General features: G+C 33.9%; 21 protein-coding genes. 6 read left to right on the top strand and 15 right to left on the bottom strand.

From position 1 onward, the window contains the following. Positions 1-2 precede the first annotated feature (2 nt). Positions 3-923 (bottom strand): hypothetical protein, encoded by a 921-nt coding sequence (locus E7303_RS05180; RefSeq protein ID WP_292144164.1) that lies wholly within the window; start codon positions 921-923, stop codon positions 3-5. Positions 924-1,043: 120 nt separating this feature from the next. On the opposite strand from E7303_RS05180, the gene E7303_RS05175 reads away from it, so the two are divergent. From E7303_RS05175 to E7303_RS05160, 4 genes are all read left to right on the top strand, one after another. After that, positions 1,044-2,705, top strand: coding sequence for a hypothetical protein (locus tag E7303_RS05175; protein WP_292144163.1), 1,662 nt, complete (start codon positions 1,044-1,046; stop codon positions 2,703-2,705). A gap of 27 nt (positions 2,706-2,732) precedes the next feature. After that, complete coding sequence (locus tag E7303_RS05170; RefSeq protein ID WP_292144162.1) at positions 2,733-4,226, top strand: hypothetical protein; 1,494 nt, start codon at positions 2,733-2,735, stop codon at positions 4,224-4,226. A gap of 149 nt (positions 4,227-4,375) precedes the next feature. Then, the gene (locus E7303_RS05165) at positions 4,376-6,025 is read left to right on the top strand and encodes a hypothetical protein (RefSeq protein WP_292144161.1); all 1,650 of its coding nucleotides are present in this window, start codon (positions 4,376-4,378) and stop codon (positions 6,023-6,025) included. 20 nt (positions 6,026-6,045) lie between these two features. Then, positions 6,046-7,023 (top strand): glycosyltransferase family 2 protein, encoded by a 978-nt coding sequence (locus E7303_RS05160; RefSeq protein ID WP_292144160.1) that lies wholly within the window; start codon positions 6,046-6,048, stop codon positions 7,021-7,023. A gap of 31 nt (positions 7,024-7,054) precedes the next feature. On the opposite strand, the gene E7303_RS05155 is transcribed toward E7303_RS05160, so the two are convergent. Continuing rightward, the gene (locus tag E7303_RS05155; protein WP_292144159.1) at positions 7,055-8,686 is read right to left on the bottom strand and encodes a hypothetical protein; all 1,632 of its coding nucleotides are present in this window, start codon (positions 8,684-8,686) and stop codon (positions 7,055-7,057) included. A gap of 87 nt (positions 8,687-8,773) precedes the next feature. Between E7303_RS05155 and E7303_RS05150 the strand changes: the two genes are divergently transcribed. After that, positions 8,774-9,832 carry an acyltransferase family protein gene (locus E7303_RS05150; protein WP_292144158.1) on the top strand — a complete coding sequence of 353 codons (1,059 nt, stop codon included), beginning with the start codon at positions 8,774-8,776 and terminating at the stop codon, positions 9,830-9,832. Here the strand turns inward: E7303_RS05150 and E7303_RS05145 are convergent, their stop codons facing one another. From E7303_RS05145 to E7303_RS05115, 7 genes are read right to left on the bottom strand one after another with little or no spacing between them, the layout of a single operon-like run. Further along, a complete protein-coding gene (locus tag E7303_RS05145) occupies positions 9,833-11,356 on the bottom strand; it encodes a hypothetical protein (RefSeq protein WP_292144157.1) in 1,524 nt (507 codons plus the stop codon). Between the two features lie 11 nt (positions 11,357-11,367). After that, positions 11,368-12,372 (bottom strand): glycosyltransferase family 2 protein, encoded by a 1,005-nt coding sequence (locus E7303_RS05140; protein WP_292144156.1) that lies wholly within the window; start codon positions 12,370-12,372, stop codon positions 11,368-11,370. Further along, positions 12,357-13,397 (bottom strand): acyltransferase family protein, encoded by a 1,041-nt coding sequence (locus E7303_RS05135; protein ID WP_292144155.1) that lies wholly within the window; start codon positions 13,395-13,397, stop codon positions 12,357-12,359. The genes E7303_RS05140 and E7303_RS05135 overlap by 16 nt, the downstream gene beginning before the upstream one ends. A gap of 16 nt (positions 13,398-13,413) precedes the next feature. Beyond that, entirely contained in the window at positions 13,414-14,223 is an 810-nt protein-coding gene (locus E7303_RS05130; protein ID WP_292144154.1) for a sensor histidine kinase, read from the bottom strand. Between the two features lie 10 nt (positions 14,224-14,233). Next, positions 14,234-14,929 carry a response regulator transcription factor gene (locus tag E7303_RS05125; RefSeq protein ID WP_292144153.1) on the bottom strand — a complete coding sequence of 232 codons (696 nt, stop codon included), beginning with the start codon at positions 14,927-14,929 and terminating at the stop codon, positions 14,234-14,236. Continuing rightward, complete coding sequence (locus tag E7303_RS05120) at positions 14,926-16,617, bottom strand: ABC transporter ATP-binding protein (protein ID WP_292144152.1); 1,692 nt, start codon at positions 16,615-16,617, stop codon at positions 14,926-14,928. Before E7303_RS05120 ends, E7303_RS05125 begins: the two co-directional genes overlap by 4 nt. Beyond that, entirely contained in the window at positions 16,610-17,071 is a 462-nt protein-coding gene (locus E7303_RS05115) for a lasso peptide biosynthesis B2 protein (protein WP_292144151.1), read from the bottom strand. Before E7303_RS05115 ends, E7303_RS05120 begins: the two co-directional genes overlap by 8 nt. Before the next feature lie 109 nt (positions 17,072-17,180). Here E7303_RS05115 and E7303_RS05110 point away from each other — a divergent pair, with 109 nt between their 5' ends. Further along, positions 17,181-17,366 (top strand): hypothetical protein, encoded by a 186-nt coding sequence (locus tag E7303_RS05110; RefSeq protein WP_292144150.1) that lies wholly within the window; start codon positions 17,181-17,183, stop codon positions 17,364-17,366. 42 nt (positions 17,367-17,408) lie between these two features. Here E7303_RS05110 and E7303_RS05105 read toward each other — a convergent pair whose 3' ends face one another. The 6 genes from E7303_RS05105 to E7303_RS05080 are packed head-to-tail and all read right to left on the bottom strand — an operon-like array spanning position 17,409 to position 25,075. Continuing rightward, positions 17,409-19,385, bottom strand: a complete 1,977-nt coding sequence (locus tag E7303_RS05105) for an asparagine synthase-related protein (RefSeq protein ID WP_292144149.1) — start codon at positions 19,383-19,385, stop codon at positions 17,409-17,411. Positions 19,386-19,409: 24 nt separating this feature from the next. Then, positions 19,410-20,354: a hypothetical protein gene (locus E7303_RS05100; protein ID WP_292144148.1), complete on the bottom strand. Its 945-nt coding sequence runs from the start codon at positions 20,352-20,354 to the stop codon at positions 19,410-19,412. Further along, positions 20,351-21,439 (bottom strand): CDP-glycerol glycerophosphotransferase family protein, encoded by a 1,089-nt coding sequence (locus E7303_RS05095; RefSeq protein WP_292144147.1) that lies wholly within the window; start codon positions 21,437-21,439, stop codon positions 20,351-20,353. Before E7303_RS05095 ends, E7303_RS05100 begins: the two co-directional genes overlap by 4 nt. Positions 21,440-21,443: 4 nt before the next feature. After that, positions 21,444-22,970 carry a lipopolysaccharide biosynthesis protein gene (locus tag E7303_RS05090; protein WP_292144146.1) on the bottom strand — a complete coding sequence of 509 codons (1,527 nt, stop codon included), beginning with the start codon at positions 22,968-22,970 and terminating at the stop codon, positions 21,444-21,446. 19 nt (positions 22,971-22,989) lie between these two features. Next, positions 22,990-23,901, bottom strand: a complete 912-nt coding sequence (locus tag E7303_RS05085; RefSeq protein ID WP_292144145.1) for a glycosyltransferase family 2 protein — start codon at positions 23,899-23,901, stop codon at positions 22,990-22,992. Further along, a complete protein-coding gene (locus E7303_RS05080) occupies positions 23,894-25,075 on the bottom strand; it encodes a nucleotidyltransferase domain-containing protein (protein ID WP_292144144.1) in 1,182 nt (393 codons plus the stop codon). Before E7303_RS05080 ends, E7303_RS05085 begins: the two co-directional genes overlap by 8 nt. Positions 25,076-25,083 lie beyond the last annotated feature (8 nt).

Raw genomic sequence — 25,083 nt, 5'->3', positions numbered from 1 at the left:
ATCTAAAACCTCTCTGCTATCTCGATTATTTTATGCGTGATATCATCTGTTGTATCTATACCATCCGGCCTTGCTATTACGTACACAGGACAATCTTTTGCAACTTCCATACATAGTTCCATCAGTTCTTTTTTGCTTTCCCACTCACCTTTTAGTCTGTGTAAAAAGAGATTTTGCCTGATAGTCATGAACTGGGAAAGCCCTGAAAGCTTTTGAATTTCAACATCTGTGCCATCAGTTATCATCAGAATAAACATACCCTTTAATCTTTGCGGCGTGCTTTCAAAAGCTTCTCTTACAGGTACAAAAAACTTATCCTCATCATCTGCCACATGAACAAGCTCACGCATATCAAGGTGTCTTTTCTCAACCTCATTTCTGCATAACTTCTGATATGGAAAAGCCGGATAAACTAAAGCATCTTCTTCTTTTTTGATTGCGGCAACATCATCTGCCATTAAAAGAAAGCCCTTTTCCAAAAGTTTTCTGGTGATAGTAGATTTACCGGCTCCCGGCATCCCCGCTATAAGAAATGCCCCTTCTGAAGGTGAATCCTTAGGCGGGCATACCGCACTACAGTGAATAGTAATTATCATTCTCTGTAATAAAACCATAGAAATACAATACCCCAGGATGAAGGTTTTTAATTCATATACGGATTTATTTTCTCTTGGCTCATAATAGATCTCACTACCATTTTTTATCAAAAAGTATCCCCTACTGTTTTTGAAACATGAGACTTCATATGTTATCTTATACACCATGTCAGTATCCTTGAGCAGCAGATTTACTTCGTCCTTTATGTTTTCTTTCTTTACAATGATCTCATTCTGAGCATCTCTATCGCCTGTACACCAAGGTCGCAATTGTTCAAACTCTATATCTGAATTTATATTCAATCCATATATTTCAAATTTATACATTTATTTATAAATCCTCATCAAGATTTTTTTTGATTTTTCGATATTCCACTTGAAATGAAGCATATCTATATTCATAATAAAAAACATCTAGTGCATTTTACAATCATGTGGGGGAGAAAAATGAAAAGAAACATCAAATCATATATTATCAACATCATTCCATGGGCACTCATGCTCTTCAGTATATTATTCTCTATGTATTTTATAAAGTGTAATTATTATACATTAATGAATTCCGACACTGCTTCTGAGTTAGTACTTGGAAAATTACTATCACAGGAAGGCGGCATTCTGTCCAAAAACTGGTGCTATTCAACAGAAATAAAGTTACTTGATGTGCAAATTCTATATAAAGTTTTCTTTATGCTTTTTAATGATAACTGGTTACTTGTTCGCATGTGCACAAGTGCTGTTATGCTGATATTTTTAGCCGCAAGCTACCTTTTTATGATGCACTCCATTGGCTTATATAAATTAGGACTATATACTGCATTCATTTTACTTCTTCCTTTTAGTCCAACTTACAGCTATGTAATTATATATGGTGTTTTTTACAACCGCGTTTTGATTTTGTCCTTTCTTTTATTAGGGCTTGTTTTTAGACTATTAAATGAATCCCAGCATTCAAAAAATAATATCATTTATTTGTTTTTAGCTCTAATCAGTATAATTTCAGGTTTTACAGGATTACGACAGGCAATGCTATGTTTTGCCCCACTCGTTCTTACTTCATTACGAAGACTGTATATTGATCTTAAGAGAAACAATTCTTTGTCACTCGCAAATCTAAATAAAAAAAATATTCTTTTTTTTAGGATAATCGCATTCTCTTCTTGTTGCTACTTGATTGGTTTTTTATTCAATAAGCTTATAATAACTAATCTATATTTTTCTTTGGGGCGCGATTTCCCTTGGAATAAATTTTCTATTTCAAATTTATTAGATGCATTAAGTCTATTCTTTGATTCATTTGGACAGTTTGAGAAAGTTTCACTACTACGACCATTTGGTATATCAAGCGTCTTATCAATATTCGCTGTAATAGCAATATTTGCATCTGTGATCAATCTGCTAAAAAATATAGACAATGCCCCTTATATAATTAGCATATACACTGAATTTGTGATTTTTGATTTTTTTATCAGTTTATTCCTGATTGCTTTTACCTCCAGTACAACCCCTATATTGTATTGGGTTCCTATAACCTCTCTGACCATTCCATTTTGGGGATTATTATTCAAATATGATAAGAATCTAATAACAAATTTATTCGGGCGCATTTCAATAATAGTGATCTATTTTTACGTTGTGCTGTCTTCTCTTTGTACATTTTTAAAACCACTCGCCCCACAGATACAATATTCCAAAGACTTTTCAGTATATAAGAATGCTACTGCTTTTTTGGAAGAGAATAATTACACTGAAGGCTTTGCTTCATTTTGGCTCTCTGATATAATCACTGAAATGTCATCAGGAAAAATTGAAATGTGGACCACTGACTACATTTCAGACACAGACGTAAGTCAGCCTTCCTCAATATATGAGTGGTTGCAATCAAAGGATCATAGAAATAATCTACCTCAGAACAGGTTCTTTATTTTGACATACAATAATGATTATTTAGAATCAACTATCCAGTTTGATCACAACTACTATAATACTCTTTCCAGTCAGGATGAGAACCTGATTTATTCAGATGATTATGCCAGGATATATGGATTTGACAATATGGATGAATTCATAAATCTATATAAAAGAATATTGAGTTCACCAAATAATTAGAATAGGCAAAAAAGAGGATATACAACAATGTATATGAAATTAAAAGCTTTACGTCTCATTCAAGAAAAAAGTCATTTATTCTTAACTATTCTTTTTATATTAGTTTCAATATTTAATCTTATACTAGCCATAAATCACGAGTATTGGCGAGACGAGGCTCAGGCATGGCTCATAGCAAGGGACTGCTCGCTTACACCGGATTCTCTTTTTACTGTAACATCCTATGAAGGCCATCCTCTTTTATGGTTTTTATTATTGATGCCTTTCGCCAAGTTCGGATTCCCATTTGCTGGTTTAAAGTATATTTCATGGGGAATCATGACTGTTTCACTTTTTATTTTTCTCTTTAATGTAAAACTTCCCACATTACTCAAGGCAGCTCTCGCACTTACACCTGCTTACATATATTTCTTTGTGGTTCCTGCCAGAAGTTATAGCCTTGCAGGTCTTTTAATTATATGTATTTCAGCCACTTACAACCGCCATAAAGATTTTCCTATTTTATATTGCATTTTATTATCTATGCTCCTACAGACTTTGGTGATTATGGGTGGTTTTGTTACAGCACTTGGCATGGCATGGTTTATAGAAACTTTAATTAGCATAATAAAAAGAGATACCGATAAAAAAGTAATAATAAAAAACATAATCGGATTATCGTTCCTGCTTATCAGTGCACTTTTCCTATTGTGGGAATTCAGATATACCTCAACAACTCAAAGTAACATCATTTCTTTATTTGATTTTATACGCAAGCCACTTGGAGAATACAAATATTCTTTTGAAATCTTATTCGGAAAAGCCTTTATCCCGGTATTTTTGCTTATCCATCTATCATTTCTTGGTTTGTTTATAATTAATAAACAGTCTCGTATACCATTAATAACAATAGCTGTCGGTATAATATGGCAGGCATTCATTTATGCTTATATATACCCAACTGGTAACAACAGACTGATTACATGGATATACTTATTTATATTTGTTCTGATTGTTAGCTATGATTCTAATTCCAATTATTTCTCATTAAAAAACATTTTCATTATAACTATTACTATAGCTTTACTATTTTCCTGGAACTATCAATATTCTGATCGTTTAATCAAAGATTTAAGAAAAGATATGGTATATTCTTACAGCAAAAATGTTGCAGACGCCATAAATAATCTGCCAGAAGATTCAATTATACTGTCTTTATCTCCAGATATTGATACATCTGTAATAGTGCAGGTTGATGATAGGCATTCTATCTATAATATATTTAATGATAAAAAATCTACTTATACAGACAGAAATCCTAAAAACTCAAATAAAATGACAGTTTCAGATTTATTTAAAAAAATAAACTCTCAATTTATGGATAAAGAGCAAGTATATGCCATAGTATCAACTGACAAATGTGAAATTAAAGGAATGGCAGAATATGTCAAAGAATCGCACTCAGATATTTCAATAGTATATGAATCTCCACATAGTTTTATTGAAGAGGACTATCTTCTTATCGCAATAAACAGAAACTAACCCTACTCGTTTTATGGCAATTTTGATATATGTACTTTTGCAATAACACTGCTACGATGACACTGCTACGATAAAGCCTATAATATCGACATAACTCATAAAATGATGTATCATTTAAAACATATCGCATTCGTGGGGGGATCATTTATATGGGGGCACATCCAAAAAAAGCTTTCAGCATCACAAAAGTTATTCCTTTTATTTTAATGATATGCAGTTTTTTATTTTCTATGTTTTTTATTAAACATAACTATTTTCGGCTCATGAATTCAGATACATCAGCTGAGATATTACTTGGAAGACATCTCAACATGGAAGGTGGCATCCTTTCAAAAAACTGGTTCTATTCATCTGAAATCAGAGTAATTGACGTTCAAATACTATACAAACTTTTCTATGGATTATTTAGTGATAACTGGTTATTGATCCGCATGTTTTCAAGCGGCGTTATGCTCATATTACTTGTAGCCAGTTATCTCTTTATGATGCATACTATAGATCTTTATAACGTTGGGCTCTACACTGCATGGATACTGCTTCTGCCATTTAGTCAGGTATATGGCTACATGATAATATATGGTGTTTATTATGATCGTGTTCTTATTCTGACTTTTATTTCTATTGGTCTTATTATCAAGCAGTGTACTGTTAAATCTAAACACCCCAAAATATTGTTTATTTTCTTTATTTTGGTCAATCTGTTATCAGGATTCTATGGGATCAGGCAGGCTATGGTGCTTTATGCTCCACTGATCCTTACAGTATTGTTCGAGATATATGATAACCTAAAACGCAATGACTCTGTATCTGTAAATGAATTACCAGCTGACACTGTTAGTTTTATCAAAACATCAATTTTAGCAAGTGTATTTTATGGAATTGGCTTAATCTTGAACATAATCCTGATCAATAGAATTTTACAGTTCCATGGTCAATCTTTTATCTGGGCAAAATTCTCATTTACGAAGATCCTTGATTTTCTCACTTTGTTTGTAGATTCATTTGGTCAGTATGAATATGTCTTCGCATTAAAGCCATTTGGAATTGCAAATATGCTTGGCATTTTTTCAGTAGGATTAATGTTTTTATCTGTATTTAGCCTGTTAAAAAACCGTTATAAACTTCCTCCCAAACTAAGATTTTATACATTGTTAGCTGTTTTCGACTTAGTATTTACCTGTTTTTTTGGGGCATTTAGCTTTTCAATGGCACCAATTACATATTGGACTCCTATAATACCTTTGTTTATACCATTTTGGGGATTGATTTTTAAATATAATGAAAAAAAGCTCAATCAATTGATTGGCAAAATAGTTATATTTTTCGTAGTTGCACATATTTCACTTTCTTCTTTATGCACCTACATTCATCCAAATGATGTACGAATCCCCTATTGCAAGGATTATTCAGTTTATATGGATGCCGCTAATTTTTTGAAAGAATCCAATTACACTCAAGGTTTTGCAACTCAATGGCTTTCTGATTTAATAACCGAAATGACTGCAGGTAAAATGGAGATGTGGAGTGTTAGTAATACTGAGAATTTTGCAGAAAACCCTCTAGAAAGCATTTCTGAATTGCTCCAAGTCAAATATCATAAAGAATCATTACCAGAAAAAGAATTTGTAGTTATTGCTTATAATCCTGAATACGCAACAGCAAATGATTTAATCGGTCTTGAAGATTTTCAGTGCCTATCCTTGCAAGATGAAAATCTTATTTATTCAGATGACTATGCCAGAATATATGCTTTCAATGATATGCAAGAATTATTAGATCTATATCAAAGAATACAATAAATATTGTTCCAGGAGCAAAGATGAATAAGCCTCTTTTATCAGTCATTATGCCTATTTATAACAGTGAAAAATATTTAAGCCAAGCAATAGAATGTGTTATTAACCAAAGCTATCAAAACTGGGAATTACTTTTAATAAATGACGGTTCCACTGATAATAGTGGATCTATATGCAGTGAATACAAGTCTAAAGACACCAGAATACGTCTCTTAACACAAGAAAACCAGGGAAGTCAGATTGCAAGAAATTATGGTCTCAAGCAAGCATCAGGTGAGCTTATTTCCTTTATCGATTCCGATGACCTATTGGACAAAGATATGTTCAGTATAATGATAGACAATATGCTTCGTTTTGAAGCTGATGTATCTGCCTGTGAAGTGGGTTTCGATGTCAATGAGTATGGATTATCTACCGAAAGCTGCTCATTTTCTGCCATAGTAGGTAATAACAATGTCATTGATTCAGTAGTAGGCGGAAACAGTAATGTCCCTCGTATCTATGGATATTTATGGAACAAGATATATAGCAAAAAGATTTTGGAGAACGTATTCTTTGATAAACAAATTAACATTGGCGAAGATGGATTATTTAATATAAAGCTACTAAGGAATTGTAATAAAGTAGCCTACACAAGCAAAAAGCTATACTTTTACAGGCAGTATGGAGATAGTCTCACAAAAACACACACTCGCTCCTATACGTTTTGGAATAATGAAGTCATCGCATATACAAATGTGATTAAAAATGACCATTATGATAAGCTTCAATCATACTGCAAACAGATGCTCGTTTTTTGCTACTTAAAAAAGGCTGAAGCGATAATTAGAGAAAAGCGTGATCTTAGAGAACTATATTCTGACAAAAAGGAATTAAAAAAATTAGGGAAAGTTAAAATTTATGATAAAAATGCTGCCGCTTTGTCCTTTACATTTTCGCATTGTACTATTGTTTTTATAATATTCAAGCTGATTTATCTCAAATCCAAAAAATACATGTAAATAATGAGCTGGCTAGAAAGCCAGCTCATCACTATTTAACCGTCAAAACATCTATATCATAATGATCATAGAAATAAGTTCCTACAATTTCAGTATCCAAATCGGTCTCATTTTTCAAACTATTGGTAACCTCTTCTCTCTCTCCCGAATAAGTCATTAGCAATACTTTTTTTCCATCATCAATAAATTGTTTTATCTCATCACTATCTTTTATGTAGCAAAATCCAGGAAGCATCTCGGATATGAGTGTTTTTATTTCTGACATATACATATATGTATTATAATCCGCCACCTGATTATAACTCTCCCCTTTACCAAACACTCTCCTGTCAGTATTTAATGAATACGTTACTACAGATTGTATAAGATCAGAGTTAGTTAATATAATGGTATCTTCATCTATTGATAAAAGCATATCATTGAATTCAATTCCTTTTTTCCTAATTTCCTCTTCACTTCTATAAAAATCATATGAATCAACAAATGCATTTATGCCCAGAATAGAAAGAGCTGCATAAACTGCTAATGCTCTCAATTGATAATTGTTTTTCTCATATTCCTTTTCAGCAGTCTTACCGAGCAGGATACTTATAGAAAGCCAAAACAGGCCAATTGACGGTTCAAGATACCTGTCAATAAAAATAGGTCTTATTATCCATGACAAGAAATAACCAGTAAGTGCTACCATTGGCAATATGCAAAACAGATAGATTACTAACACGCTCTCCCTATCTCCATGCTTGGCTTTACTAATTGTTTTATACAGTAAATAAAGCAAAATCAATACAAGTAAAAGAGCAAGGCATGTTCCTATGACCAAAACTGGAAAATTAGCTCTAAGAAGGAACATTGCGCTACTATATGGCGCCTTAATACTAAGCGGATAAATCCAATAGTCATCTTTTACAGTACCAACCTGCGAAACAACAACTGATAGCCATGGAATATAGCAAATCACAGCGATTACTCCGACAACCACAATAGTAACTATGCTTGTTAAACACTTTTTTGATACATTAAGGTCCCTATTCCATTTCTTTATGCAATCATAACCAATTATCAGTAATGCCCCTATATAGATCCAAAATACTGCAATTGCAGCAAAGTAATGGGTATATATTGAAGCAACTGAGTATATAAATATTGCTATATAATTTGAAATCTGTCTTCGCCCATCCTCAAATTTGCTCGTTATTATATCTGTAAAATGAAGTCCCAAACCTGTAACAAATAATAGCGCCCAGCTGTACATGCGTATCTCTACTGTCTTTTGCATTATTTCCGGCATAAAGCATAATGTAAAAATAAACAATCCTGACGATAAAAAGCCCCATCGTTTTCTTACAAAAGTAATCGAATATATTATTAGAAGAATATATGGGATTATTGAGGTTGCCTTTGCAACATACTCAGACTCCAAAGATGGCAGTATTTTATCTGCCAACAATAAAGCCCCTCTCAAAATTAAATAATAAAGTGGAGGGTGAACATCTCGTGCAGTCAAAGCAATCAAATCTTTAGCAGGTCTGAACGCAAACAGCATAGAATATATTTCGTCAAACCATATTGTCGGAGATGTTGCCAAATAAAATGAATATAGTATATGAATGATGGAAAAAATATATAATAATCCCCCAAGTCTGTTTCTAGTTTTTTCACTCACGACTAATAGTCCCCCTTTTAAGCACTTGATTAAAAAACAAAATACATTCATAATTATAATTCAGTAATAAAAATAAAGGATAAAACAATGAGGAAAAGAATTGATTATATTGATACAGCAAAAGGAATTGCTATACTCGCGGTAGTATTAAGTCATGCGATTACTAATTCATCAAATGCATTAGAAACAAACCATCCGATTCTCTTAAACTGGTTAAGTTTCTTTAATGTATCAACTTTCTTTTTTATCAACGGCTTTTTATACAACGAAAAAAGTGTAGAACGCCCCTTCATTGCAATACTAAAGAAGTTAAAAGCCTATTACATCCCTTATATTATATATAATTTATTCTTCCTTATATTTCAAAATTTACTTGTCGAAGTTCATATTTTAGATAGTTCCCACTCTTTAACCAGTTTGCAGTCTTTTGTATTTGCCTTAATCGAAGTCTTATTAGGAAAAATACAACCTCTTACAGGTCCTATGTGGTTTTTACGTTCCCTTATCATCATATCTGTTTTGTACATACTTGTTGATTCACTTTCAACAAAAATATTTGGCGGCAAGTTTCGCTACATAATAAACGGGATTGTTGCGATAGTAATTCTCCTATTGCCGTATTTGGGATACACTCCCAATTTTTTTAATATTCCGGCTGCATTTCGTTCTTTTATTATTTACTATCTTGGAGTATTGTACCGGAAATATGATATCAATGCCTTAATAATCAAGCATCTCTATATCATAGGACTAGTAAGCCTAGTCATATCCATAATAATTGGAAATACAATTATGGTAGGAATCTATGGGCCAATAAATCCACCTATGGACTATTTATCCATGATCGTATCCATCATCTTTGTGATATCAATATCTCAGTTTAAACTTATTTCAAACTTAAATGTATTAAAACTATTTGGAAAAAGTTCTTTAGAGATAATGGCTCTGCACTTTTTGGCTTTTAAACCAATTAGTTATTTATTCATTGAGATATATAGCATTGACATTTCATATCTTGCACACACTCCTGTGATAAAGCTATCGATGCCAGATATCTGGCCCGTTCTTTACACTATAAGCGGAATGCATCTGCCTGTTACCTTTTACGTTATTAAAACCAAAGTAAAAGGCAGAAAGCATGTATAGTTAGTCTTTTAGCTTATATAATTTCACAAGGAAGTATTCATCCTCATAAAACTGTTCTGTTTCATCCACTAATTCATATTTGAAGTTATCAAATGCAGTGATATATTTTTCTTTTTTCTTACCATATTTATCAACAGTTTTTTCATAGTCTTTTGTGTCACACAGGATTTTTTTAGTCACAATAAACTCAACGCTTCCTGAATCTATTAAAGCATTTTGTTCATTTATCAAAGTGCCATCATCTACATTGGACTGGATGAAAGCTCTGAAATTTGGAAATTTTCCTGTTGCAAAATAATAACCATCATCAAGATTATTATAGCTGAGCATATGATAATCATCATATCCATAGCTATTCATTTTATCAGCAAGTATGAACTGTCTCGTATCTTCTTTTTTTTGAAACAGCATGTACTTATTATTTGTAAAAATAAATGCTATAGCAATCATCACGACAAGGATAATGGCATTTATATATTTCTTTGAATTGATTTTCCATCTGTCAAACAAATCTACAACAATGTTTAAGCCTACAGCTATCAGCGAATACAATGGTATTCCATAGTACTTTTGAGGAAAGCCAACGAAAAACTGCATATAAAAAATACTAAGAAAAACAACTATATGTCCAAAAAGAATCATTTTTTTACGTTCTATGATGCAATAAATAAAGCTAAGCCCCAAAAGAATTATAGGTAAAATATTTCGTTTTCTGAAGAAAGTACTTGTTCTGAACAGAAAATCAATATCGGGGTCATCAGGAATATAATGAAAAATGCTGTTATAAAAATATGCTGTAAACATATCCCCTAATGCGTGATTATATGCAAAATAAGCAATGACAGGGATACATACCAGAATGCAACCACAAATGAACAGTCCAGCCCGTTTAAAAAGCAAAGCAACATTATTGTTGTATGCAGCATCTATGATCATGACCAGAATAAGTGCCAGGTAAAAGGCGCATAATGTGAATTTACTAAAAAAAATAAGACCGGCAAATATCCCGAATACAAACATCTCTTTCCCTGAAGGAATAGTTTTATTTGCAATTTGTTTTATGCACAGATACATTCCATATGCAAACAAAGGTAATAACAGTTCCTCGGCACTCCCTCCATGGCAGATAGACGCAGAAGAATATACGCTTCCTGCAACAATAAAACAAAGTGGCAGAGAGTACCTATGTACTCCACAGAACAGTTCCGCAGTTTTCACTGTTATCAGCAGATAAAAAAATGCACTTATTATTTCAAGAATATACACCCCAAAAAAGCTTGTAGTTGAAATAAAATTAGCTATTGCATAAAGGCCGAAAATAACTATTCCCTTTTGGTCACACAAATCCCTGTAAGGAACAAGGCCCTTAAGCATTCCCTGGCCTATTATGAAGTAACAGTCTACATCTCCCCAATCATTTAATGGATAAAAGAATGATGATTTTGAACATATAGTGATAAAAACAACTGCTGCCAAAAGGCAGTGAAACTCTACCGAACTAAAAACTTTCCTTACTTTTTCCATCTCCCGTATCCTCATCTCACATACTGCAATACTTTATAAAATACAATCAACATCAGAAACCATTTTTGGCGCATCATCCATTTGGCAGGAAGCGCCTTTTTACCGTTATCGAATTCTGCACTAAGCTCTACAAAAATATGATCATTCGCTATTTCTGACAGATATTTCTTTTTCTCCTTGTAGGAGAGTTCCGAATTGGTACATACCTGCTTAATATAACCCTTTGTAAGATAAATCATCTGTTTTTTTAATCGTTCCTTCTGGACAGAATTGTTATCGAATCCTTCAGCATAATTTAATGACTCCTTATAAATATCCAGTATTACTTTGAAACATTCGCCATGAAATTTTCTTAATAAACTTCCAGACTCCTTAATTATATAGTCGTAATAAACGTTATCATTAACAGAAATCTTATTGACTCTCTGCATAAGCTGATAGGAAAACAAAATATCTTCATAAATCGAATAATCTTCATTAAAACGAATATTATTTTCCTTAAGTACACATCTTTTTATAAGCTTGTTCCAAGGCGGATTAAACATTTCATTATCCAAAACCGAAATCAGATATTTGGTAAAAAAAGATTCTGAATCTCCGCTAAATGAATTGCCCACTTTTCTGATGTATTCTTTTTGTATGTCGAGACATACCATCTTAAAATTCCACATAACCAATTCTGAATCATTTTGGATTGCCATCTGCACATTATCAGAAATGACATATTCTGAAAATTCATCATCTATATCAAAAAATGCAATATATTCCCCAGTTGCTCTGTCCATACCGTAATTTCTGGCACTGCTTGGTCCCCCATTAGCTTTGTGGATGATCGCGAATCTGTCATCTTTTCTGACATATTCATCAAGAATCTCCGGTGTATTATCACTGCTTCCATCATCAACAAAAATCACTTCCAGATTATGGTATTTTTGATCATTTATACATTTTATAAAAGATGATATATACTTTTCTGCATTATACACAGGAACTACAATACTTACTTTGGGTTCCATAACACTTTACTCCTCATTTTTTTACTGGCAAAAATACAGAACTTTTTATAATAATATCCCACTACAAAGGATATTATAAAAGCAAAGGCACCACAGCCCAAACGTATAAAATATCCACAATTTCCTATAAAATGCAGGACTGATGAATAAATCAGAACATGAACCAAAAACAATTCATAGGAATAAAATGAAACTCTCCTTGCTATTTCATATATAATGCTGCATTTTGACAAAAGTAGTGCCAGTGAAATATATCCAATAAAAGCTGGTATATCATTAAACAGCTTTAAGTTACCATTTTGCAGGCTCATTGCAAACTGTAAACCAAGTCCCAAAACAGCAGAAACAAACAGTCCCCTAATAGGCAATTTAATGTTCTTACCCTTATATATGCTTTCTGCTATAACAAATCCAAGTGCAAACTCCCATATATATTGCAAAAAGAAACTATTAAAAACCCTTATGGATCCCACACCAAAAAAATAACAAATGCACCACCATAACAGGCTTATAGCAAGAAATACAGAAAAAAATAATCCTGAATTTTGTGTCTTATTCTTTATCTTGCACATAGGAATAAAAACAAAATACAGTTGAAATATTGTAGAAATAAACCAAAACTGTGCTCCAAAGGTCTCATCATATGCCGGAATAAACATTTTATATAACAAAACATGGCTAAGTAAAACCCGATATTTATCATCACCATAGTAAACACCCTGTACCAAAAATGTTATGAAAACAATAAAAATATAGGGCAGATAAAGCTTAAAAAACCTTTTTTTCAAAAATTCCAGGTATCCTGTCTTTTGATGTAGGTAGCTATAATAGAGTCCGAGCCCTGAACAGAAGAAAAAAACATGGACTCCGCTTCCGCCCAACATTACCGGTTTTAATATAAACGAAGGAGTATTCCCCATTAAAAAAAATACATGCATTATAGCTATTGTTATGATAGCATAACCTTTTAAATAGTTTACTATCGGTATTATCTTTTCTTCACGCTTTATTTCAACGCAATTCATTGATTACTTCAAAACATTATTTTACAGCCGGTATCTCAACTGTAAAAATGCTTCCTTCCCCCTCTTTACTCTCACAAAATATGGATCCTCCATGGGTTCCCACTATAGTCCTTGCTATAGACAACCCGAGTCCGTTACTTGATTCCATTTCAGGCGTTCTGGACTTTGTAGCTCTAAATGTCCTGTCAAAAATATAAGGAAGTGCATCCTGTGGAATCCCATATCCATTATCTTTCACATAAAAGAATGCTTTATCATCTTTAACATATGCACCAAGCGTTATATTTGTCCCTTCTTCTGAGTACTTTCTGGCATTATTAAACAGGTTATCCAATACCCTGCTAAGTTTTGCCACATCCGCATTTATATAAACATCAAGATTATCTGGTACATCTAAAATCAAATTGTACTTTTCAAATCTCTCATCCATTTCTGTGGCAAAAAAAAGCTCCTCCAAAAACTGTGAAAGCGGTACTTTTTCAAATTTAAATTCTTCTCTTCCACTCTCAAGGCACGTCATAAAAAACAGATCCTGTATAAGTACTTCAAGGGTATTTGTTCTGTTATCAAGTATTTTAAGATAGCTTTTTATTTCATCATTGCTAAGCTTTTCTGCTCCATTTTCGAAATGCTGCTTAAGATAATCAACCGTACTTCTGATAGCTGTAAGCGGTGCCCTAAGGTCATGGGATACATTTTCAAGCATCATCTTTCGCTCTGTCTCAGCCTTTTTAAGGTTGTTATTAGCTTCCAAAAGTTTTTTAGACAGTTCAGCCACTGTATCAGAAGCTACATATGGCTCCTCAAACGTTTTTTTATTATTCATAATCCCCTCATCACTTAAGATTTACCAATTTATACCCTTTTGCCCAAACAGTCTCTATCAGATTATCCACCCCTGTTTGAGCTTCAATCTTTTTTCGAAGCCTTGATACATTGACCATAACTGTTCTACGATCATTTTCTGTATAAGTCCCCCAGAGCTTAACTCCAATGTCTTCAAATAGAACTTCTTTACCTATATTCTGCGCAAGATACAATATAAGATCATATTCTTTTATAGAAAGAAGTATCTCTTCGTTATTGTAGAATAGCTTATGCTTTTCTTTATCCAATAAAAACGGCCCCATATCGATTATCATCTTCTCAGATTTAGCATTTGCCCCCTTACTACTTCTTCTCAAATGAACAAGAATTCTGGCATATAGTTCATTTAAGCTGTATGGCTTTTCAATATAATCATCAGCACCTGCATCAAACCCGTCGAGCTTATCTTCTTCCATCACTTTTCCGGATAAAAAGAGCACCGGTACATCAGTTATTTTCCTTATTTTTCTACACAGAGTAATCCCATCTATTACCGGCATCATTACATCGAGCAAAATGCAATCCGGATTAAAGCTTTTAACTAAATCTTCACCTTTAGAAGCAACACTACATATTTTGACTTTGCAGCCCTTTTCTTCTAAAAATTTCTTATTTATTTCTAACACTTCTCTGTCATCATCTATCATTAGGATTTTTTTCATCATGCATCCCTCAATTTCTTATCTTCAATCACAATCTCCCTGTCACAATACTGCAAGACTGATCTTCTATGTGTTATCAATAGACATGTCGGAGATGGTCTCCATTTTCTTATTCCTTCAAGCACCTTAAGCTCTGTACTCTCATCAAGTGAAGAAGTAGCCTCATCAAGGATCATAAATGGTGCTCGTCTGACAAGCGCTCTTGCAATGGCAATTCGTTGTGCCTGTCCTTCAGATATACCAATTCCTTTTTCTCCGATCAAAGTATCAATCCCCTTTGGGAATTCTCTCACAAAATCATATGCAGCTGCACTTTCTAAAGCATTAATCACTTCTTCATCACTAGCATCCATATTTCCCATAAGGATGTTATCTTTTATTGTTCCGCTAAACAGAGTATTTCCCTGCGGAACATAAGCAATGAACTTTCTGGCATCAGGACTTGCCTTCATCTTCTGACCTTCATCATTAAAAAACTCAATATTTCCGGTCATATTCTTGGTAAATGCCATTATGAGTCTTACAAGTGTTGTCTTACCAATGCCTGATTTTCCCACTATTGCTGTAAACTCTCCAGGCTTTATTTCAGTAGTAGCATCATCAAAAACAAGTTCATCACTATATCCAAAGGATACATTAGAAACTTTAACTCCAATCTTTTCAGGCTGTATCGAACTTCCTTGAAAGTGTTCCTTTGGAAGATTTTGTAATTCGATGATTCGCCCCGCAGATGCAAGCATTGAAATGATTCTGGGAACTACCTGCGCAAGGCTTACAATTGGAGCCTGAACTCTATTAACAAGCTGCAAAAAAACTGTCATTGTACCATAAGTGATTGTCTTATTGGCGACACATATCACTCCCCAGGTAAAAGCCACTACATATCCAAGCTGAAATGAAATCCCCATTGCTGCCTGCGCAAACATATTGGTCCTGTTCTTTTTAAATACCCAGTAAAATCTTTCATCTCTCATCTGGGTAAGCTTTTCCTCAGAGAAATCTTCAAGGCAAAAGGACTTTTCTATAAGAATATTTGCAAGGCTCTCCTGCATAAATGAGCGATATTTTGACTCAGACTGCTGTACCTTAACCTGTAAGTACTTAAGCTTATTTCCAAGAATCATACTTGAAAGCATTGCTACAGGTGCCACAAGAAGTGCAAAAAGAGCGAGCTTAAGATCGTAATATGCCAGTGTGAAAAAAGTAACTATAAGCTCTATTAAAAGTCTAAGTACTGTAGGAATCGTAGTTGAAATACCATCTGCCACAGCAGAGACATCACTGGTAAGCCTTGTCATCAGATCTCCCGTGTGATACTTGGATATATCAAGCCAGGTTGTATCAAGGATTCTTCTGTATACCTTTTTTCTAATTCCAAATCCAAACTTCTCATATACCACTGTTGAAAACAGGCCACTAACCAGAGAAAGAGCTGCACTTCCAAATATAACAAGTACATATAAGGCAATAATATTCCAAAGCTGTGATAATCTGCCCTCAATTGCTCTGTCTATCAGTTCCTTTCCTATTATTGCCATTCCGACTGATAATAAAGTAGCCAGAATGTCAAAAACAAGTATTAAAAGAAGCCTTGGAACATATGGCTTTGTGTACCCCAATACCCATTTAAAGTATTCTCTTGCTTCGTCTCTTTTATTCCAATACTTTTTAAGTTTCTGAATCTTACTCATTATTTATTCCAGCCCTGAACTTTTCTACTACTGCATAACCATCAGCAGTACCATTGCCACCCGTTACATATGCTTCTCCACACCTAATCCATGCGTGGGCAATCATTTTTTTGTTCTCATCTTCCTTGCATCCAAGATATAAAGTGGAATCAATACCTTTATCCGCCAATAGTTTCTGAGCTGTAAGTGCTCTTACAAGGCACTTACTCTCCCATTTTGTCTTGCTGCACACCTGATTTACAGCGTACGAGACCTTTTTTGCATATCTGTAGTTGTCAAATGAAGCATTTCTTGATGATTCTTCACCTGCAATCCCCCATTTGGGCTTAAGCTCTTTACTTGGTTTATAAAGAATCTGATACCTGTAAACCCCAGACCAAAAATATGCTTTTAATGTTTCTCTTTTATGCTCGTTGTATCGTAAAAATCTGTATCCTCTAGAAAAAAGTCCCATAAAACACCTTTGCAATAATTAATTCTTTCATTTTTGTTAGAATTCTTTACACAAGCTCTTTAAAATGCTAGCTTTTTTTTATAAGCTATTTGTGTACGGAGGAATGTTTATGAAAACTTGGAATAAACCTATCATTGAAGAACTTGATATAAATAAAACCGCTCGTGGTTCTGCTATTCAAATTAATCCTGACTATACATTCAGAGCTCAGGATGGAAATCTTTACCATTCTTTCAGCGGCACCGGAATGAATACCGATAACAGAAAAGACATCGTAGATCCGATTAATCCATAACCCATCACCAAGGCCATGGTCATCATGGTCTTTTTTTATTCATCAGACACATCCAAACTCTTCCAAAAATTTATCAGCTACCATAATACGCACAATATCTGTCGCATTGTCTTTTGTAATATCACTATCAAATAACTTCTTTACCTCAAATATATCAAAATATTTATAAATCTTTGATTTAGGATCAGTATTTATACTCTTTTCACCAATTTTTCCAAGTCTGTAAGTCATATCCGCTGACTGTCGACCTACTTTTCTATCTTCCATACGTATGGAATCAGGAATGAAACCAGCCATGTATTTTCTTATAAGCCGTCTTTCAATTCCCTTATCTGCAAATTCGCAAGAAGGCATGTTTCCTACAAGCTCCACAATTCTCTTATCTTTGGTAGGATCCCTTGTTATGATCCCATAATAGAGGCTAAAAGCCGTATCATAAACACATACATTCTGTAGTGCAGCTTTATCCAAAACAAACGCCATAACATTCTTTCTGCTTCTTAGTTCTGAGTACCCCAGCCTTAAATATGTTTTTCTTTGGTAGCTAATTATTTTATGCTTATTAACAAGGCCTTTCTTAATATACCTGTCATCGAAACTATTAATAAAAGCCCTGTCACAGTTAAGGATTAGAAAAATTCCTTTTAATAACTGTCTTAGCGTACCGCATACAAGTTCTTTTCGGGTTATTCCGTGCTTTTCTCCATAATATGCGAGCTGTCTTTTGGCCTCAAAAAAGTTTCCACATAATATCTCATCACATACTCTGCCAAGGACTCCTCCATTTGAGACAGTCGAATTTCCAAAATGTCCGTTAAGAAACACTCTGCACTTTCTCTTGCGGGCTCTTTGCTGAATTTCATCTATCCAGACCGCATTACTACACACTTTAACCGGAATAGCAAGCATATGGACAAGCCTTTCCATTTCAGTAAAAGCACTCTTTTCTTCACAAGCAGCAAACTCAGGAACAATATTGTCATACATCTGGCACATTTTTCTGACACCTTCTGATTCATCAACCACAACAGAAGCATCATAGTCACTTTTATACCCCGGTAGTGGAACAGATGTATATGAATATATTTTCTTATTCTGCTTTGCTAAAAGCCTCGCAGCAATAGCACAAACGGAAGTAGAATCAAGGCCACCGCTTAAAGCGATAGCAACATCCCCATCTGTATCAATAGTATCTTTTACACATTCCGTGAAAGTATTTATAAATATATCTTTATAATTAAGACCATGACCTTTATTTCTTTTAAATTTTGGATTCCAATAATCAACTATTCTTTTGGTAAAACCCTTATTTTCAGCACAAATTTTTACCTTTAAAAGTTCTCCCCTTGTTAACTGATATACATTATCAAAAGGGGTAAGCGAAGGAAAATAATACATTTGAGGCATACTATCAGCTTCACATGCTACAAACCACTTTTCATTGATTCCCTTTAATTCCTTCGGCATCACCTCCAAGATTGCCCTTGGAAGAGTTGAAAACAAGAGCATATCATCATTTACGAAATAGTAAATACTTCTATTGCACATATGGTCAGAGAAAAGAAAAAATTCTTTCTTTGTCATATCATATATAGCTATAGCAAAAAGCCCCTGGATATGATCAACAAACTTCTCTCTCCAAATCAGCCATGCCAAATAAGCTAATGCCCCGTCCGGTATTTCATTAAGAGACATCTCACTATAAGTTTCATTCAAAAAAGCAAGGCTTAATCCATTATTAGTTTTAAGTTCATTGGAAATTTCAAAGACTGTATTATCCCTGTTATTAAGTATAATGTCCGCGGTAAAAATAAGTCCATTTTGGACATCATATATAGGAAGAATATCTTTTCTCGACCTGCAATTAAAATACTGAAGACCACAAGCAAAAAAGCCCCCGTCAAAAAACTTCTCATCATATCTGTCAATTGCACATTCAAGATATGTTTCTTTCATCTTCTGGCTTAAATCATCTATTCTGTTGTTTTTCCTGCTTATACATCCCCAAATCGCCGACAAAACTTTTCTCCCCTGTTATCTAAATCAAAACAAATTGTCTATAATAATATCTTTCAACTGTTTTAAAGTATCTTTATTTCTATCTCTTGTTATATCAACTATCTTCATCTGCTTTGCCATCTTAAAACATTTCTCCATTTCATCAGGTGGCAGAAGTAAAATATCTCCATAGAGTTCTCTGAGAAAAAAGCAATCTGTTATGGCATTGACTTTATCTGCGCCGCATACTTCATAAGCAACAATCCCATTTTGGATCATGCTGTTATCCATGTCCTTGGCATGTTTAGAGTGAATCACAAACATAACATTTGCTTTCTTCTTTTCATCTGCAAAAACATTGGTTCTGTTTACACCATATTTTCCCTTTTCATCATTTATAAATCTAAGCTTTTCAATTTCATATTTTTGCCTTAGTACAGCATCCTTACAGAGCTTTTGCTCAGGGAATCCGGGAAAGGTATATATTTCGCCATTTTCCTCATCAAGAACAGATATGTCATCTGCTAAAAGCAGTGCTCCATTCTCTATAAATGCTGTAGAAAGAGTAGATTTACCTGCTCCGCTGTCTCCACATATCATGAAAGTACAGCCCTTATACATAAGTGAACTACCATGCAAAACTATTTTCTTTCTCTGCGTAAAAACTATGGCAATACAGATTCCTAAAACAAAACATTTAACAATATCTAAGTCCGCGTCTTTGTACTTAGTACATTTTATATTAGATTTTCCATTTTTAGTTTCAACAAGGAATTTACCTACCTGGTTAATAAACCATTGCCCTGATATTGTCTTTCCGTAAAAAGGCTTACCTACAAGCTCTGTCTTTCCGTCCACAGACAGAATTTCGCTTTCTTCAACACTTATATCTAAATCAGCTTTATCATCTGTGACATTTACAGTGAGCAACTGAGAAAACTCAATATTTGAATGTATATTTAATCCATACGCCTTATAATAAAAACTCATCCTATTAGTCTCTTAATGTTCTGGTAAACTCTCTCACAATTGTTCCGATCATGATATGCAAAAAACTTATCTACACGATCCTTATATTTTTTTTCCATTATGCAATGGTTATTTATTATTTTTTCCAGTTCATTTGCAAAATCATCAAATGAATAAGTCACCGGACCAAAACCATCTTTTTCATAGTCATAATCACCTTTTGCTTTAAATGGGCCATTATAATATTCACCATTATCAAAATGATAGTAAAGAACAGGTTTATTCAAATAAACAAAATCAGAAATTGCTGAAGAATAATCCGTTATTAGTAAAGAGGCTTCTTCATATAATTTATTAAATGATTCTCTGTAAATTCTGTTTTTAATCCTCTCTGGAAGAATACTTTCAAGTATTTGAACTTCAGGATGAAGTTTTATATATAATTCATACCCTGCATCCTTTAACACCCTGTTTATTCTTTCATCATCAAAAATTCTAAGAATAGTCCTTACATATAAAGAATTCAGCACTTCTTCACGGGTCAGCAATGGAATATCTGTCCTCCATGAAAAAATAATTACTATCTTTTTTTTCGAGTTATCATTTAAGTAATCAAATCTTGGCAGCCCTGTAAGCCAGATATTGTCATTTTTTATTGTATATCTGCCAGTGCATAGACCATTTTTTTCCTTTTCAGCACTTGTTAATATATAGAATTTGTCATGGCTTGCAGGATTTAGATAGCTCGAACAATCACTGAATATAACCCCATGCTGCAAGAATATCTGAGGTGCCTCTTCATGATCATCCATATGTATAGTGATCGAACCTATATGACAATCGCAAACACTTGATAAAAATTTATGTTTTAATGATTCATATTCAACAACTTCACCGTATTTTTTTACTCTCTCATAATCAGGACTCTTTCTTTTTATGGCAAAAACAGCATCAACATCCTTATTAGAAAGAAATCTAAAAAACGCTTCTCCATTATCTCCTGCCAGCATAGCCCTATCGTTAATAAGCCATATTCGTCTTCTATAGAAGAATCTTCCAATGACTCTTATAAGCTTAAATGCAAATACCTTTAGCTTCCGTTTCATTACACTAGTTCCTTCCTAAAAGACTTTTAATCTTCACGATAATATTCTGAGCTCCGGGCGTTCTGATATATGCTCCCATAAAAATGATGGTGCAGATCACGCCAATTATCCCACCTTTTATAATTAGTTCAAACCAGTTACCAGGAACGAAATTTCTTGAAATTAAGTGCAGCACCAAAATAACCACCAGAACCAATATAAAATTTTTAAACAGCTCAAAAAAGAATTTTATGCAACCTCCTCCAAAGAAGTCACGATAAATGACAACAGGCTCAAACCAATAATATGAAGCAATTCTCGAAATGACTGATGCAAGTATTATTCCTACCAACCCAAGCTTTAATCCAAGAACAATTGACAAAACAATGTTAAGAATAGAGCCAAACATAATACAGTACTTTACTTTATTGTAAATACCTGCTGCTTCTCTGATAATAGCTACAGGATGAAGTACGCTGGTAAAATATGTGTTAAGCGCAATTGCTATTACCACTGAAGTAGATACCTGAAACTCATTGCCAAGCCATACATGAACCATGTCATCTGCTACAAGTCCGTAAACGCATGTCAGTATTCCACAAAAAATATAGCTTATAGACATCATGGAATCAAAAACTTCCAATCTCTTTTTTTCTGACTCCTTTACCATAAGGTTTCCAACGCTGGCCACCATGGACGCAAATACTATCTGTTCAACCAAAATAAGCCTTGTGCTGAGCATCCAATAATTGGAGAAAACACCTACAACAGCTGCTCCCAACAGCATGGATATAAGAATATTATCCGTGTAGTGGAAAAGGAGCATTCCTAATTTGTAAAGCATAATGGATCTTAGTGTTGCAAATATGTTGTGTTTACTTTCTTTATCTAATTCTTTTGCACTTTTAAGATCCCTGATATATGGATATTCCTTTATTGCTTTTCTCGAAGCAGCGAAATTCCCGCAAAATGAAACAATTACATTTACAGCTAAATATAATATATAGTTTTTCCATGCGACCAGAACAAATATCTTAATGATTGTCCCAACAAGAGATCTTATTATTCTTATTTTACCGATCATGTAATCTTTTTGATCAGCAACCAAAAGAGTTGTCTTATACACAAAAAGATATGAAATAATTACACCTGCCAAACCAAAGAAATAATATATTTCCAAATGAGGAACCGGTTGCTCGGTTTTTATTATGTATCTCAAAAAAGGTGTAAGCGCCAGTCCCACAACAGTCGCTGCGATAGCAATTATGTTGTATACTTTCCCAAAAAAAGCCGTAAGGGATTTTATCTTTTCTTTATCGCCCTCTGCCAAAGGTTTATAGAAGCTATAACTCATGGCAAGGCCAAATCCTAAATCCGCCATTGATAAGAGGCTTAATACATCAGAAAATATTGTGTTTAGCCCCAGATATTCAGCTCCTAAAGTATGAATAAAAACTGTTCTGGAAACAAAGTTCAAAACTACAGTTACAATCTGATACATGAATCCAAAAATCATATTTTGAACAGTTCTTTTTGAACGACTTACTGCCATGTCACAACCATCCTGCCATTTATTTAATTTTCTCCTTCAAAGGAGCAATAAATCTCACAATACTCTTATCTTCTACTAGCGGCACATCAAATCTTTGCACCGATTCCTCGTACACATTGGACGGCATCCCGTCAGGATAACCGCGCTTTCCCTTTTCACGTAAATCTTCTAAAGACTTCGTAATATAATGATTGATCCTGAGTTTCTCTACACTGTTTCTATCTGTAAAACCTCTTGACTTATAAGGGGCATTTCTTACCTTTCCATCAATTGGCTTATAATTTTCATCCACCGCAAGTTTGTCTCCTATATATCTGCAAAAGTGAGGTGATCTTATACTCTTAACTTTTTTAGGATCAACTATACTCTTTATATGCCTGTTAAAAAGATGGTCTTTATCAGCAAAAGTCTGGTAATAATTCTCGATAACAAGCCCCTCCGGACGCTTTTCATGTCCACTTGGTCCATAACTTACCCAATTGACTCCTACTGCCACTTCATTCTCATAATTTCTCAAAATATCTTTCAGATCACCCAAAGGAGAAAACAAAAATTCATCTGCATCCAAAAGTGCAAGCCATCTGGTATACTTTCTGCAATATCTGACGGCATATCTATAGGCTACAAACTGCATTTTTTCACCAGGAAAATAGAAATATACAACTCTTCCATCCTCAATATAAGGAGCCAGAACATCTCGCGTCCCATCTTCAGAGCCATTGTCAAAAACATATATCCTTTCAACTCCTGCCAAAAAATGAAACTCAATGAATTCTTTTATATATCTGCCTTCATTTTTGATAATACATGCTATTGCCAGATAATCCTTTTTCTTTTTATCTTTGCGGTTATCAATTCTCTTTCGAAAAATACCATACTTAAAGAGCGCTACTCCATCCGCTTTTATACCACGAAATATTTCCTTATTCACTTTTGGTTTCCTTACTGTATTTTCTAAAATCCAGATTCATCCTATGATATATTTCAAGCATCTTTTCAATTTCACTTTTATCTGCCCTTTTTATGAGCTGGGCATGTTCTCCACTTTGGCTACTCCACATGCCTGAAGTTCCACGAAGTATCCATGCAATCGGGAGCAGGAATGACTTATCTGAAAGCCATGGATATTTTTCTTTCATAAAATCTATAGAGGGAAAATAGTATCGAATTTTAGAAATTGCCTTATTTCCTTCAGTTTCTTTTGCAAGCTGTCCCCAAACTCCATTTTTTCGTTCTCCATATATCCCACACTGAACCATATATTCAAAAAGATTTTCAAAAAATGTAGGACATTCTCTTTGTTCCATCCATATATATGACAGTACTTTCATATTCTTTTCAAAATCATAAAGTCCGCATTTTTTCAATTCACCTGTCAGGTATCTTTCATCCATTTGCTTATCATACTTTTTTGTATAAACATATATATCCAGTAGATTGCGGATTCCACAGCCTGTCTCAAAGAAATGCTTAGCCATATGTGCGATCATATAAATATAAAAATCTTCAACTCCAAATTCATAGGTATAGCTAAGATTTTCTACAAGCCGTGATCTGAATGTATCTTTAAAATAAAGATACTGCCCATAGTCGACATTTTGATCATACAGGCACCAGTGAAGCTCCACACATACCCCAAAAGGAGATGTAAAAATCATGTGATGTTTCTCAAGGCCGCGGTTCACATACCCTTTTGATTCTAAAAGCTTTGCAGCTCTATCAAGAGATTCATCAAAAATAATGATGTCCACATCACTCATTTGTCTCATTTCAGGAGCTGGATATATATTTTTGATAACACTCCCCTTTAAAAGCTGGTGTCTTAACTTTTCTTTTTCAAAAAGCTCTGTGATCTGTTTTGCACATGTAGCCTGTGCATATGCAATAAAGGTGATGTGCTTTAAAATATCTCTTATTTTGTCAGCAAATTCTATGTCCGTTTCATTTTTTAATAATGGATACAGCAGCAGATATTGCATATCTCCTGACAAAGCTATATTCAATAATTCTTTTTTGTCTATTGATAGCTCATTAAAACTCTTTTTTTCAAAGCAAGCTCTGATCAGCTTACTTGTATCCACCATGATTAATTGCGTGTTAATCATACCTACTC

Source organism: Butyrivibrio sp. (assembly GCF_015056685.1).
Classification (GTDB): Bacteria; Bacillota; Clostridia; order Lachnospirales; family Lachnospiraceae; genus Butyrivibrio.
Note: the sequence above shows the minus strand (reverse complement) of the source record. Positions and strands in the feature narration are given on the sequence as shown.

Excerpts from the sequence above, each read along its gene's own strand:
- E7303_RS05180 (WP_292144164.1), bottom strand. The coding sequence starts at position 923 with ATGTATAAATTTGAAATATATGGATTGAATATAAATTCAGATATAGAG.
- E7303_RS05175 (WP_292144163.1), top strand. The coding sequence starts at position 1,044 with ATGAAAAGAAACATCAAATCATATATTATCAACATCATTCCATGGGCA.
- E7303_RS05170 (WP_292144162.1), top strand. The coding sequence starts at position 2,733 with ATGTATATGAAATTAAAAGCTTTACGTCTCATTCAAGAAAAAAGTCAT.
- E7303_RS05165 (WP_292144161.1), top strand. The coding sequence starts at position 4,376 with ATGGGGGCACATCCAAAAAAAGCTTTCAGCATCACAAAAGTTATTCCT.
- E7303_RS05160 (WP_292144160.1), top strand. The coding sequence starts at position 6,046 with ATGAATAAGCCTCTTTTATCAGTCATTATGCCTATTTATAACAGTGAA.
- E7303_RS05150 (WP_292144158.1), top strand. The coding sequence starts at position 8,774 with ATGAGGAAAAGAATTGATTATATTGATACAGCAAAAGGAATTGCTATA.
- E7303_RS05145 (WP_292144157.1), bottom strand. The coding sequence starts at position 11,356 with ATGGAAAAAGTAAGGAAAGTTTTTAGTTCGGTAGAGTTTCACTGCCTT.
- E7303_RS05140 (WP_292144156.1), bottom strand. The coding sequence starts at position 12,372 with ATGGAACCCAAAGTAAGTATTGTAGTTCCTGTGTATAATGCAGAAAAG.
- E7303_RS05135 (WP_292144155.1), bottom strand. The coding sequence starts at position 13,397 with ATGAATTGCGTTGAAATAAAGCGTGAAGAAAAGATAATACCGATAGTA.
- E7303_RS05130 (WP_292144154.1), bottom strand. The coding sequence starts at position 14,223 with ATGAATAATAAAAAAACGTTTGAGGAGCCATATGTAGCTTCTGATACA.
- E7303_RS05125 (WP_292144153.1), bottom strand. The coding sequence starts at position 14,929 with ATGATGAAAAAAATCCTAATGATAGATGATGACAGAGAAGTGTTAGAA.
- E7303_RS05120 (WP_292144152.1), bottom strand. The coding sequence starts at position 16,617 with ATGAGTAAGATTCAGAAACTTAAAAAGTATTGGAATAAAAGAGACGAA.
- E7303_RS05115 (WP_292144151.1), bottom strand. The coding sequence starts at position 17,071 with ATGGGACTTTTTTCTAGAGGATACAGATTTTTACGATACAACGAGCAT.
- E7303_RS05110 (WP_292144150.1), top strand. The coding sequence starts at position 17,181 with ATGAAAACTTGGAATAAACCTATCATTGAAGAACTTGATATAAATAAA.
- E7303_RS05100 (WP_292144148.1), bottom strand. The coding sequence starts at position 20,354 with ATGAGTTTTTATTATAAGGCGTATGGATTAAATATACATTCAAATATT.
- E7303_RS05095 (WP_292144147.1), bottom strand. The coding sequence starts at position 21,439 with ATGAAACGGAAGCTAAAGGTATTTGCATTTAAGCTTATAAGAGTCATT.
- E7303_RS05090 (WP_292144146.1), bottom strand. The coding sequence starts at position 22,970 with ATGGCAGTAAGTCGTTCAAAAAGAACTGTTCAAAATATGATTTTTGGA.
- E7303_RS05080 (WP_292144144.1), bottom strand. The coding sequence starts at position 25,075 with ATGATTAACACGCAATTAATCATGGTGGATACAAGTAAGCTGATCAGA.